Source organism: Arcicella sp. GW821-FHT09D11 (assembly GCF_059416265.1).
On the sequence record NZ_JBWKOV010000005.1, the window covers coordinates 328,475 to 342,487 of the forward strand.

Below are 14,013 nucleotides of genomic sequence, written 5' to 3' on the forward strand. Positions count from 1 at the left end.
GTAGCTACTTACAATACCTCTAGTTTTTTTCATTTAACTTCATTTAACAATGACTATTTCACCAACTGATTTGATTACAAATGCTGATGGAAGCATTTATCATTTAAATCTTCGTCCAGACGATATCGCTGATACCATCATTACTGTAGGTGACCCTGAAAGAGTAGAAAAGGTATCTAAATATTTTGATAGCATAGAATTTAAAATCAATAAAAGAGAATTCGTTACGCATACTGGCTATGTAGGAAAAAAAAGACTGAGTGTAATTTCAAGTGGCATCGGGACTGATAACATAGAAATTTTAATGAACGAACTCGATGCTCTGGTCAATATAGACTTAGTTACCAGAACGCCATACGCCAAGCATAAGTCTTTGAATATTATACGCTTAGGCACTTCTGGAAGTTTACAAAAAGAGATTCCTCTTGAAAGCATCGTAGTATCTAAATTAGGCATTGGTTTTGATTCGCTAGGATTCTTCTATCATTCACCAGACAGTGCCATTGCGGAATCAATAAAACAATATTTTGAGTTAGATTTTCTGCCTTATGCCAATACAGGAAGCCAGTCTTTATACACTTTGTTGATGGATAATAGCCCCAATAATTGGGTTGAGGGTAACACTGTTACCTGCCCGGGCTTTTACGCTCCTCAAGGCAGAGTATTGAGGTATCATCCTAAGATTGAAAATCTTTTAGCAAAGTTCAATTCCTTCAAGCAAGATAATCTTGTATTGACAAACCTTGAAATGGAAACAGCGGGTTATTATTTGATGGGTAAGGTATTAGGTCATGAGGTATTGTCAATGAGTGCTATTGTAGCCAGTAGAATGACGAACGAATTTGCCCCAAATGCAGAAAAAACAGTTGATAATTTAATTCAGCAAGCCTTAGAAAAGCTAGCCAAATAATAGTAATAATAGAAAAGGCTGTTTCTATCAAAATATTGAAGAAACAGCCTTTATAAAATCTATCAGTGTAATTGGAAATTAACTATTATGAGTTAATTTTTCCTCTTAAAGCACGTGGGATGTCAATTGTAGCCACTGGAGCAGAAGGATTATTTAAAATCGCAACGTTTTCAGCTTTCAATTTAGCAACTTTCAATGTTTGTCCTAAGTCTAAACCTGTAATATCAGCTTCGATAAAGTCAGGAATGTTATCAGATAAACCTTTCAAAGATACTTTACGTAATTTTTGAACCATTTTACCCCCCTTACGAACGCCTGGTGCATCACCAATAACTTTCACAGGTACGTCAATTTTGATTTCTTTACCTTCTACGATTTCTAAGAAATCGACATGAAGAAGAACTTCTGACACTGGGTGGAATTGTGAATCTTGAACGATAGCGTGGTGAATTTCACCTTCGATATTTAAAATTACTTCTGATACTTCAGGAGTATATAATAATTCACGGAAAAGAATCATTGGTACAGCAAAGTGAATTTGTTTTTCACCACCATACAATACACATGGAGCTAAAGATTCGTTACGAAGATCTTTAGATGACTTTGTTCCAAGGGTTTCTCTGTTATACCCTACGATTTCAATCTTTCTCATTTTTGAGTGATTTGTGTTGAAAGCCTGTCGATTTCAAGGAAATAATTCCTCAAGCACTATCTTCAATCAACCGTTTAAATTAATTTTTTATAAATAATGAACTGATAGACTCATGGTCACGAATTCTGCCAATAGCTTTGGCGAATAATTCTGCTACTGATAATACTTTAATTTTATCACTAGCTTCTTTTAATGGGATAGTATCAGTAACAACCAATTCAGTAAGCACGGAGTTATTGATATTATCATAGGCTTTTCCAGAAAGCACTGGGTGTGTTACGATAGCTCTTACCGACTTAGCCCCTTTATCCATGATTAATTGAGCGGCTTTACACATCGTTCCCCCTGTATCAATTAAGTCATCGACTAATACTACGTCTGCACCTGTTACATCACCAATTAATTGCATAGTTGCTACTTCGTTAGCACGCTTACGTTGCTTATCGCAAATCACCATTTCAGCATTAAAGAACTTAGCAACATTACGCGTACGAACCACACCACCAACGTCAGGAGAAGCAAAAAGTATATTATCTAATCCTAGTGATTTTAAATAAGGAACGAAAATCGCTGTTCCTTCTAAGTGATCTACAGGGAAATCAAAGAAACCTTGAATTTGTCCAGCGTGTAAATCTAAAGTCATTAATCTATCAGCTCCAGCAGCAGTTAATAAATTAGCTATCAGTTTTGCTCCAATACCTACCCTTGGTTTGTCTTTTCTATCCTGACGAGAATAGCCAAAATAAGGCATAACAACCGTAACATAGTGAGCAGAAGCACGACGAGCGCCATCAATCATTAACAAAAGCTCCAGCATATTATCGGCTGGTGGGAAAGTCGACTGAATGATGAAAACATCACATCCTCTAATAGACTCATTAAAACTTGGTGACATCTCACCATCTGAGAAACGTTGAACAGAAGACAATCCTAAATCTTTTCCGTAAAAGCGAGCAATTTCTTTTGCTAAATATTCGGAAGATGATCCAGTAAAAATCTTAACTTGATTGATAGCAGCCATTTTTTTGGAGAGTTTTGTAAATCTCTCTTAATTCAAAATTATCTTGGAAATACCTTTTCTGAAATTTACCGCAAAAGTACAAAAATCATTTAGTAAAATAGCATCAAAACAACGTTTTTTCATGTAATTGTTTTTTTTACAAAAAACGGCATTACATAGTACAACTATTTATTGGTATATCACCTTTTTAGCTGAAAGTAAAGTGTTTTTCATCAACGAAACTATCGTCATCGGGCCTACTCCTTTAGGCACAGGCGTAATGAAAGAACATTTCGGTGCTACCTCGTCAAACTTAACATCGCCCTTCAAAGCAAAGCCCGATTTCTTAGTAGCATCTTCTACCCTTGTCAAGCCTACATCAATAACAACAGCACCATCTTTTACGTATTCAGCCGTGATAAACTCTGGACGTCCCAACGCGGCAATCAAAATATCTGCACTTGCACAAACTGCTGGTAAATCTTTCGTTTTAGAGTGCGTAAGCGTAACCGTGCAGTTACCAATTTTATGATTACGTTGCATCAAAATAGACATCGGCAAGCCTACAATCTGGCTACGACCTACTACTACACAATGTTTGCCAGAAGTCTCTATGTTATAATATTCTAATAAATCTAATACCCCTTGAGGAGTAGCAGAAATATACGCAGGAAGACCTTTCGCCATTCTACCAATATTGATTGGATGAAAACCATCCACATCTTTACTTGGTGCAATTGTCTCCATTACTTTATCGGGATTGATATGGTTTGGAAGGGGTAGTTGAACAATCAATCCATCCATATCTTCATTATCATTTACTTTTTGAACCTCCGCTAACAGTTCAGCTTCAGTAATACTTGGGTCAAAACGAAGTAAAGTTGAATTAAATCCTAACTCTTCACAAGATTTTACTTTGTTGGCAACATACGTTTCAGAAGCTCCATTATTTCCCACCAAAATGGCTACTAAATGAGGTGTTTTACCACCAGATGCTTTGATTTCAGCTACTTCCAATGCGATTTCCTTCTTGATTTCGTCAGCAACTGCTTTCCCGTCTATAATTTGCATGGTTTGTTTTTTTGTAATTTGAAGTTGCAAAATTACGGCTAGTTTTTTGTTAAGCAAAACAAATTGGGTTATCTCTGGCTATATCCTAGTCATTTACTAAAATATCCCACAACTTAGCCAAGCCCACACTGCCGATATGCTCGATAAAAGACATATTCTTTCTAGTGGCAGATTCTGGCTTTTTAGGGTCAATGACGTAAATAGGCACAAAACTTAGCACATAATTAACTAGTCCTGCTGCTGGATATACCTGTAAGGACGTTCCTACTACGACGAAAATATCAGCACTTTCTGCTATTTCCATGGCTTCGTGTATGAGAGGAACATCTTCATGAAACCACACGATATGCGGGCGAAGTTGCGAGCCTTTTTCGCATTTATCACCCAAATTGATGGGCTTTGTACCGATTTCATATACCAAATGTTCATCAACTGTCGAGCGAGCCTTGGTTAACTCGCCATGAAGGTGGAGTACATTGGTAGAACCTGCTCGTTCATGCAGGTTATCAACATTCTGCGTAATGATTTGGACGTCGTAATATTTTTCTAGTCGTGCTAAAATTTTATGTCCTTCGTTGGGCTCAACATGGTCTAACTTAGTCCTTCGTTCATTATAAAAACGTAATACTAGTTCAGGGTCTTTTTTAAAGCCTTGTGGCGTGGCTACATCTTCAATGGCGTGGTTTTCCCACAGTCCATCCGATGCTCTAAAAGTAGGAATACCACTTTCTGCTGAAACACCAGCACCAGTAAGGACTACTAATTTCTTTTTTGTAGGGTTCATTTCTATATAAATGATTTATTTTGATTCTAAATTTTTTAAATCAAAAAAGGTCGCCAATCAAAAATCGACAACCTTTTCTTTAAAATTCAAACTAATAATAAAGTTTTTTCAACTTATCCCTAGGGAGGGACTTAAGTCCCTCCCTAGGGATAAGGAATTATATTTAAAACCAAAATAGTCAAGTATTGTGTTCTGTGTGCCACAGACCATGGTTTTAAACTCTTCTATTTACGCAATGACAACTCATTGCTCAAAACTCATAATTCATCACTTCTTCTTCCCTCTAGTCGTAGGCGCAGGTGCTTCTTCGCCTAGTTTGATACAGTCTTCCAAAGTTAAATCTTCGGGCTTTGTATCTTTTGGAATTTTGATATTTCGTTTCCCAATCTGAATATAGGGACCATACATACCATTTACTACTTTGATTGAATCATTTTCAGGGAATTCTTTTAAGTATTTATTGGCTTCGCTATCACGTTTTTTGATGATAATTTCAATCGCTCTTTCGCCAGTAATTGTGTCGATGCTCTCCCCTCTTCCTAATGAATAGAATTTGCCATTATGTTTTACATAAGGACCAAATCTACCTTTGCCTGTAGTGATAGGTTCTCCTTCAAAACTTCCGATAGCACTTCCAACATCTGCTTGACGCTTTTCCAGAATCAATTCGATGGCTCTTTCTTCTGTTACCGTAAATGGGTCTTCGGTAGGCGGAAGACTCGTATATTTATCATCATGACGAATATAAGGCCCCATTTTGCCTGCTCCAATTACCATAGGTTTATCTTCAAAGAAACCTACCTCTCTTGGTAGTTTTGGCAATTCCATCAAAGCTAAAGCCTCCTCTAAAGTAATAGTGGTTACTAATTGGTCTTTCTTAAGGTTGAAATAAACAGGCTTTTCGTCATCTTTGGTTTTAGCTTCGCCCAATTGTACATAAGGTCCAAACTTACCTAATCTTACTGAAACGGGTTTTCCAGTTTTTGGGTCAATACCTAAATCACGTGTTGACCCTACTGTATTCCTATCAACACCTTTACTATCTTCAATGGTTTGGTGAAAGCCTTGGTAAAAGTTATCAATCATTTTCGACCACTCTACTTTTCCTTTGGCAATCTCATCAAACTCATCTTCCATATCGGCAGTAAATTTGAAATCTACTACTTCTTTGAAATTTTCGACTAGAAAGTCATTTACTACCATACCTACCGAGGTAGGGAATAGCTTAGCTTTTTCTGTTCCAAAAGTTTCTTTGCTTACTTTTTCAGAAATTTTATCATTTTTCAGAATAATCTCTTTAAAGTTTCGCTCCTTGCCTTCTCTATCTTCTTTTACAACGTATTCACGTTTAATAATCGTTGAAATCGTCGGAGCATAGGTAGAAGGACGCCCCACACCTTTATCTTCTAAGGCTTTTACCAAACTAGCTTCCGTATAACGTGCTGGTGGGCGTGAAAAACGCTCAGTAGCCTTCAGCGTATCTAAATTCAGGATTTGCCCGATATTTAAAGGAGGTAACATTTTTGAGTTTTCTTCATCGTCCTCATCATCTTTCCCTTCTAAATATACCTTCAAGAATCCATCAAATTTAATAACTTCTCCTTGTGCTATTAATTCCTCAGATGTGGTAGAAATTCCAACGGTAGCAGTTGTTCTTTCTAATTGGGCATCTGACATTTGTGAGGCAATTGCACGCTTCCAAATAAGTTCGTATAAGCGTCTTTCTTTGGCATCACCAGTAATCGTAGCTTCAGCAAAATCTGTCGGACGAATGGCTTCGTGAGCTTCCTGAGCAGATTCATCCTTGGTTTTATACTGTCTGGTTTGTACATAATCTACACCATAGGCATTTGTAATGGCTTCTTTAGCTTTGCCAATTGCTTCTTCAGACAGACTAGTTGAGTCTGTTCTCATATAGGAAATTTTACCTGCTTCATACAGCTTCTGTGCATACATCATCGTTGATGCTACAGAATATCCTAATTTACGAGAAGCCTCCTGTTGTAAAGTAGAAGTGGTAAAGGGTGCCGTTGGAGATTTTTTAGCAGGTTTTGTTTCTAAGTTCTTAATCTTGAACTCTGCTCCTATGCATTTTGTTAAAAATGCCCTTGCTTGTTCTTCAGTTTCAAAATTTTTGGGTAGTTCTGCTTGTAAAACTCTTCCGCCTGTTAATGGAAACTGTGCGATAATTTTATAAGAAGATTTTGAATCAAAAGTTTCAATATCTCTTTCACGCTCTACAATAATTCTAACCGCTACAGATTGCACTCTACCTGCGGAAAGTCCTTTTTTTACTTTAGACCACAGCACGGGCGAAAGTTCGAAGCCTATCAGACGGTCGAGTACACGGCGTGCTTGCTGAGCATTTACTAAATCTACATCAATTGTTCTCGGATTCTGAATGGCATTTTGAATAGCCTTTTTCGTAATTTCTCTGAAAACAATTCTATTAGTGTTATCTGCTAGCCCTAATGCTTCTTTTAAATGCCATGAAATGGATTCTCCCTCGCGGTCATCATCAGTTGCTAGCCATACTATATCAGCAGCTTTAGCGGCAGATTTAAGTTCGTTAACAACTTTTATTTTCTCAGGAGAGATTATGTAGGTAGGCTTGAAACCATTTTTAATATCGATGGCGTCGTTTTCTTTCGGTAAATCTCTAACATGACCGAACGAGGATTTTACCGTAAAATCTTTTCCTAAATATCCCTCAATGGTCTTTGCCTTTGCTGGAGACTCTACTATTACTAAGTTTTTCGACATTAATTATTTTGATTGGTGGAGTAAACAATCGAAATTATTTACAAAATATTTATTCTTTAGGGGCTAAATCCTTTAATTTAATGCCTTTTGAGGTATAAAATGCCTGATAAAACACCACTAAATTTTATATTTTGCCAAATATATAAACTTCATTCCAAAATGTAGTCCATTTTTCTTGATAACAATAATAAATTTGTGTAATTCTATTATTTATTCGAAATGAAATTAGCCAACAGACTACATTAATTTGAAAGATTGTATGAAATAAGTTTCAGAGAGCTTCAAAATGCTATATCCTTTATATAAACAACAAAAAAGCCTGAGCGTATACTCAGGCTTTTTGTATATATGTTATGCTCTTATTTCACCAATTTGATGTGTGATGGAGCAAATTTAGTCAAATTGATACCTTTTACAGCTTTTACATATTCTTCGATAGTAGGCGTTCTACCAAGAACGGTAGAAAGAACTACCACTGGCGTTGATGAAAGTAAAGATTCACCTTTTTTAGCATCTGTATCTTCCACTACACGCCCTTGGAACAAACGAGTAGAAGTTGCCATTACAGTATCGCCTTTTGCTGCCTTTTCTTGGTTACCCATACAAAGGTTACAACCTGGACGCTCTAAGTATAACATTTTTTCGTATGCTGTACGTGCGGCTCCTTTAGGTGCATTATCATCAAACTCAAAACCAGAGTATTTCTGTAATACTTCCCAGTCGCCTTCTGCTTTCAATTCATCAACGATGTTATAAGTTGGCGGTGCTACTACAAGTGGTGCTTTAAATTCAACTTTACCATTTTGTGCTTCAATATTTTTAAGCATTTGTGCTAAAATTTTCATGTCACCTTTGTGAACCATACAAGAACCAATAAATCCAAGATCTACTTTTTTATCTCCACCATAGTAAGACAATGGTCTGATAGTATCGTGGGTATATCTTTTTGAAACATCGGCATTGTTTACGTCTGGGTCAGCAATCATTGGTTCAGCAATTAAGTCTAAATCAACTACTACCTCAGCGTAATATTTAGCGTTAGCATCAGGTCTAAGTGCTGGTTTTTCGCCCGATTGGATTTCAGCAATTCTCTTATTAGCCTTATCAATCAATCCCTGAAGCACTTGGCTTTTGTTGTCCATGCCCTTATCAATCATGATTTGGATTCTGCTTTTTGCAATCTCCAATGACTCGATTAAAGTAGCATCTTCAGAAATACAGATAGAAGCTTTTGCTTTCATTTCCGCAGACCAGTCTGTAAAGGTAAAGGCTTGGTCAGCAGTAAGTGTACCAATATGCACCTCAATAATTCTACCTTGGAATACGTTTTCTCCACCAAATTGTTGAAGCATTTGTGCTTGAGTAGCATGTACTACATCACGGAAATCCATATATTCCTTCATGTCACCTTTAAAAGTAACTTTTACAGAATCAGGAATTGGCATAGAAGCCTCACCCGTAGCAAGAGCCAACGCCACTGTACCAGAGTCAGCACCAAAAGCTACCCCTTTAGACATACGAGTATGCGAGTCACCACCGATGATGATTGCCCAGTCGTCTATTGTGATGTCATTCAATACTTTGTGAATTACATCGGTCATTGAGTGATAAACACCTTTAGGGTCACGAGCAGTAATCAAACCAAAGTCGTTCATGAACCTCATCAATTTTGGAATGTTTGCCTGAGCTTTTTTATCCCATACAGAAGCCGTATGACAACCTGATTGATAAGCACCATCAACTGTCGTAGAAATAGTAGTTGCAGCCATTGATTCTAATTCTTGGGCTGTCATCAAACCAGTAGTATCTTGCGAGCCTACGATATTTACTAGCACACGAACATCTGAGCCTGCATGTAAAACTTTGCCTGGCGTAGCACCTACTGCATTTCTGTTAAAGATTTTTTCTACCGCTGTAAGACCTTGTCCTTCATTAGAAACTTCTTTTGAAGGAGCAAATACTGGAGCAATAGCAATGCCTAAAAGTTCAGAAGCGAACGTTTGGATTTTTTTACCAAATACGATGGCATAAGAACCTCCAGCTTTGATAAATTCTATTTTTTGAGGAGTGAAAGCCTTAGAAATATCAATCAACTCTATATCGCCATTGTATAATTTTTTCGTTTTTGTATTAATCGTAAGTACAGTACCTGTTTCTACAGAATATACCTGCTCTAATATCGGCTCATTATTTTCATCACGAACAATTTTACCAGCTTCATCTACTTTTTTAACCCAGTTTTTAAGGTCGATTCCAATACCTCCAGTTACATCAACTGTAGTAAGGAAAATTGGAGAAATACCATTCGTACCCCCTACAATTGGAGCAAAGTTTACGAAAGGAACGTAAGGGCTTGCTTGCTTGCCTGTCCAAAGTGCCACGTTGTTTACTCCCGACATTCTTGATGAACCTACGCCCATTGTACCCTTCTCTGCAATTAACATAACAGATTTATCTGGGTGTTGCGCTTTCAATGCTTCGATTTCAGCTTGAGCAGCAGGAGAAATCATACATTTCCCGTGCAATTCACGGTCAGAACGTGAGTGAGCTTGGTTTCCTGGAGAAAGTAAATCTGTTGAAATATCACCTTCACCTGCGATAAACGTAACTACTTTAATTTCTTCAGGTATTTCTGGAAGTTTGGTAAAGAACTCTGCTTTGGCATAACTCTCAAGGATGTCTTTTGCCGTTGTATTACCACTTAGAAAGGCACTTTTCAAACGTTTCAAGTCTAAGTCATATAAATAAACTTGCGTTTTCAATACGTCACCTGCTTGTTTTGCAATAGCAACATCATCTCCTAAAGCCAAATCCAATAATACTTCAATTGAGGTACCACCTTTCATGTGTGACAACAATTCGAAAGCAAATTCAGGCGCTATTTCTTTTACAACAGACTCACCAAGTATAATCTCTTTTAAAAACTTAGCCTTTACACCAGCCGCAGGAGTAGTTCCTGGCAAAGTGTTATAAATAAAAAACTGAAGTGAATAAGGACGGTGTTCGTTGCCCAAATCTTTAATTTGTTCAATGATTTCGCTTACCAATTCAGCACTATCAATTGGCTTTGGATGAAGTCCTTGCGTTTTTCTTTCTTCGATTTCTTTAAGGTAATCGTTATAAAAATTCATATTGTATTATTTACAGTTATTATGGTATTTTTATGTGTATATTTTTATATCAGCAAACTTCTTCTTAGAATTAAAATTAAATTTTTCTGTGAATTAGTTGTCTTACAAATTTATGAAAAGCAACTTCGATTTAAAAATTTTTTATCGAATAGGCGTTTTTAGCATATATTTTCTTTGTTTTGTGTTATTTTTAATTGTGTTATTCTATCATTGAGAAGGTTGGCATGAGATTTTGTCTAAATCGTAATCAATAATAAAACCCTGTTAATATTATCAAGGTACAATTTTTGCCATTGTCAATATGCCCACAGACTGCTAAGAACTTAAAATATTGGAAATTTGTTAGTTTTATATACATATTTGAAAATAGTATTTTAGATTTATAAATAAATCCTTATTCTTTAAATCTTAAAATTTCGTGAACTCTTAACTAAAAAACGTATTATGGCTTTTGACATTGAAATGATTAAAGCAGTTTACGATCGTATGCCAGCCCGCGTGGAGGCAGCTCGTAAACTTGTCGGCAGACCGCTTACCTTAACAGAAAAAATTCTCTATTCTCATTTGTGGGAGGGTACTCCAACGAGCACGTTTGAGAGAGGTGCTTCTTACGTTGATTTTGCACCAGACCGTGTAGCGATGCAGGATGCTACAGCTCAAATGGCTCTTTTACAATTTATGCAGGCTGGTCGTCCGAAAGTAGCAGTTCCTTCTACTGTTCACTGCGATCACTTAATTGAAGCTAAAGTAGAATCGAAAATTGACCTTTCGGTTGCAGTTGATAAAAACAAAGAGGTTTATGATTTCCTTTCATCAGTTTCAGATAAATATGGTTTAGGTTTCTGGAAACCAGGGGCAGGTATTATTCACCAAGTAGTATTAGAAAACTACGCTTTCCCAGGAGGTATGATGATTGGTACTGACTCTCACACAGTAAATGCTGGTGGGTTAGGTATGATTGCAATCGGTGTGGGTGGTGCTGATGCTTGCGACGTAATGGCTGGTTTAGCTTGGGAATTGAAATTCCCTAAACTTATCGGTGTTAAATTGACTGGTAAGTTAAACGGTTGGACCGCTCCAAAAGATGTTATCTTAAAAGTAGCAGGTATCCTTACTGTAAAAGGTGGTACTGGCTGTATCGTTGAATATTTTGGCGAAGGTGTTACTTCAATGTCATGTACAGGAAAAGGTACTATCGCTAATATGGGTGCTGAAATTGGTGCTACTACTTCTACTTTCGGTTATGATGAATCGATGGCTCGTTATTTATCTTCTACGGGTCGTGCTGAGGTAGCTGCTTTGGCTGATACTATCAAAGAGCATTTGACAGCTGACCCAGAAGTATATGCTGACCCAGCTACTTATTTTGACCAATTAATCGAAATCGATTTAGATACTTTAGAACCCCACTTGAATGGTCCTTTCACGCCAGATTTAGCAACGCCTATCTCTAAAATGAAAGAATTAGCAGAGAAAAACGGCTGGCCAACTAAAATCGAAGTAGGTTTGATTGGTTCATGTACCAACTCATCTTACGAAGATATCTCACGTGCGGCTTCTTTAGCGAAACAAGTAGCAGCTAAAGGCTTAAAAACGAAAGCTGAATATACTATTACACCAGGTTCTGAATTAGTACGTTATACTATCGAACGTGATGGATTCATCGATACTTTCAATGAAATCGGTGGCAAAGTGTTCTCTAATGCTTGTGGACCATGTATTGGTCAGTGGGCTCGTGCAGGTGCTGAAAAGGCGGAGAAAAACACCATTGTTCACTCGTTCAACCGTAACTTCGCTAAACGTGCTGATGGTAACCCTAACACGTATGCTTTCGTTGGTTCTCCTGAATTAGTAACAGCTTTGGCAATTGCTGGTGATTTGACTTTCAACCCTCTCACAGATTTTTTAACAAACGAAGCTGGAGAGCTAGTAAAATTAGATGCACCTTCAGGTGATGAATTACCAACAAAAGGATTTGCCGTTGAAGATGCAGGTTACCAAGCTCCTGCTGAAGATGGTTCTGCTGTACAAGTGAAAGTTTCTCCAACATCTGATCGTCTTCAATTATTAGACCCATTTGCAGCTTGGGAAGGTACTGACTTATTTGGCTTGAAATTATTGATTAAAGCAAAAGGAAAGTGTACTACCGACCATATTTCTATGGCTGGTCCTTGGTTGAAATACCGTGGACACCTAGATAATATCTCAAACAATATGTTGATTGGTGCATTGAACTTCGCTAACGAGAAGACAGATAATGTTAAAAACCAATTAACAGGCGTATACGGACCAGTTCCTGCTACACAACGTGCTTATAAAGCGGCGGGTATCGGAACAATCGTCGTTGGTGACTCCAACTATGGTGAAGGATCTTCACGTGAACACGCTGCAATGGAACCTCGTCACTTAGGTGTTCGTGTGGTATTAGTAAAATCTTTTGCCCGTATTCACGAAACTAACTTGAAGAAACAAGGTATGTTGGCAATTACATTTGCTAATGAAGCTGACTACGATTTGATTCAAGAAGATGATACAGTAAATGTGCTTGGTCTAACTTCATTTGCTCCGGGTAAACCATTACAAGTAGTTTTAAACCATAGTGACGGTTCAACTGATACGATTATAGTAAACCACTCTTATAATGAGCAACAAATTGAATGGTTTAAAGCAGGTGGTGCATTAAATATCATCCGTGCTAACGTAGCTAAGTAATTTATTAGTTATCGATATATCAACCTCATCCCCAACCCCTTCTCCTTCAGAGAAGGGGCTTTTTTTGTCCTAAAGTTTTCTTTTGTCTTTCCTCGTTAAACTGACAGCATTTCTATAAATTCATTCTCGGTGATTATTTTAATTTTATATCCCATAGAAGCTAATTGTTCTGCCATGCTAATTTTTGAAGACTTATACCCTTGGCTCACTCTAAAAACATCAGATTGCCCTATTACAAGATAATTTGTTCTAATACCTACACCACTTACGGCGCTCCCTCCTAATTTTCGTATCAACGCTTGGGCATCTTTTCTTACAAAATACACTAATGTTCCAGTAAATACTACTTCTTTGCCATTAAAAGCATTGCTGCGGCTCTCATTGATGGTTATTTCAAGGGTTTTCTTTTTTTTGACTAATCCAGTAGAACGTTTTCTATGCTGATTACTAGCCCTATACTGGTGTATTTCTTCGATACTTGCTAACGATAGCTTCTCCAACACTTTAAGCACTAAATGAGCACACGCTTCAGCATCCTCTAAAGCATTGTGATGATTGAATGTATAATTTTCAAGTTTTGAGGCTACCAAATAGCTTAATCCATAGCCCATTTCTCCTTGCCATGCCATTCTTGATAACGCAATAGAACACATAGGCGTAAATTGAGCAGTTTGGAGATTATAATGTGCACAAACGCTATTTAATACACCCATGTCAAAGCTGGCATTATGGGCTATCACTATCTGATTATCTAAAAGAGGTTTAAGTTCATGCCAAATCTCCTTAAAAGTCGGCTTATCCACTAAATCCTTCAATTCAATTTTGTGGACTTGGTTTTGATAAAACCCCATTTCAAATGGAGTAGGTTTTATCAACCATTCTTTTCTCTCGACAATATCTCCATCTTCAACCCTTACAAGTCCCAAAGCACAAGCACTTCCTTTAAAATTATTAGCGGTTTCAAAATCAATTGCAACAAAATTCATCTTG

The 14,013-nt window shown here is 37.2% G+C and carries 9 protein-coding genes; 2 read left to right on the forward strand and 7 right to left on the reverse strand.

Annotated elements, in window-relative coordinates; genetic code table 11:
• The first annotated feature begins 49 nt into the window (after positions 1 to 49).
• Positions 50 to 910: a nucleoside phosphorylase gene (locus AC07N0_RS16675; protein WP_494590066.1), complete on the forward strand. Its 861-nt coding sequence runs from the start codon at positions 50 to 52 to the stop codon at positions 908 to 910.
• 85 nt (positions 911 to 995) lie between these two features.
• Here AC07N0_RS16675 and AC07N0_RS16680 read toward each other — a convergent pair whose 3' ends face one another.
• The 6 genes from AC07N0_RS16680 to AC07N0_RS16705 all read right to left on the reverse strand — a co-directional run bounded on the left by AC07N0_RS16680 (position 996) and on the right by AC07N0_RS16705 (position 10,311).
• Positions 996 to 1,562 (reverse strand): 50S ribosomal protein L25/general stress protein Ctc, encoded by a 567-nt coding sequence (locus AC07N0_RS16680; protein ID WP_492799291.1) that lies wholly within the window; start codon positions 1,560 to 1,562, stop codon positions 996 to 998.
• Between the two features lie 79 nt (positions 1,563 to 1,641).
• Positions 1,642 to 2,583, reverse strand: coding sequence for a ribose-phosphate pyrophosphokinase (locus AC07N0_RS16685; protein ID WP_492799290.1), 942 nt, complete (start codon positions 2,581 to 2,583; stop codon positions 1,642 to 1,644).
• Positions 2,584 to 2,751: 168 nt separating this feature from the next.
• Entirely contained in the window at positions 2,752 to 3,633 is an 882-nt protein-coding gene (locus AC07N0_RS16690) for a bifunctional 5,10-methylenetetrahydrofolate dehydrogenase/5,10-methenyltetrahydrofolate cyclohydrolase (protein WP_492799289.1), read from the reverse strand.
• An 85-nt stretch (positions 3,634 to 3,718) separates the two neighbouring features.
• The gene (locus AC07N0_RS16695; RefSeq protein WP_494590067.1) at positions 3,719 to 4,417 is read right to left on the reverse strand and encodes an SIR2 family NAD-dependent protein deacylase; all 699 of its coding nucleotides are present in this window, start codon (positions 4,415 to 4,417) and stop codon (positions 3,719 to 3,721) included.
• 267 nt (positions 4,418 to 4,684) lie between these two features.
• The gene (topA, locus tag AC07N0_RS16700; RefSeq protein WP_494590068.1) at positions 4,685 to 7,180 is read right to left on the reverse strand and encodes a type I DNA topoisomerase; all 2,496 of its coding nucleotides are present in this window, start codon (positions 7,178 to 7,180) and stop codon (positions 4,685 to 4,687) included.
• A 359-nt stretch (positions 7,181 to 7,539) separates the two neighbouring features.
• On the reverse strand, positions 7,540 to 10,311 hold the full coding sequence (locus AC07N0_RS16705) for a bifunctional aconitate hydratase 2/2-methylisocitrate dehydratase (RefSeq protein WP_494590069.1): 2,772 nt from the start codon (positions 10,309 to 10,311) through the stop codon (positions 7,540 to 7,542).
• Between the two features lie 444 nt (positions 10,312 to 10,755).
• On the opposite strand from AC07N0_RS16705, the gene AC07N0_RS16710 reads away from it, so the two are divergent.
• Positions 10,756 to 13,023, forward strand: a complete 2,268-nt coding sequence (locus tag AC07N0_RS16710; RefSeq protein ID WP_494590070.1) for an aconitate hydratase — start codon at positions 10,756 to 10,758, stop codon at positions 13,021 to 13,023.
• Positions 13,024 to 13,118: 95 nt separating this feature from the next.
• On the opposite strand, the gene AC07N0_RS16715 is transcribed toward AC07N0_RS16710, so the two are convergent.
• Positions 13,119 to 14,009 (reverse strand): exonuclease domain-containing protein, encoded by an 891-nt coding sequence (locus tag AC07N0_RS16715; RefSeq protein WP_494590071.1) that lies wholly within the window; start codon positions 14,007 to 14,009, stop codon positions 13,119 to 13,121.
• Positions 14,010 to 14,013 lie beyond the last annotated feature (4 nt).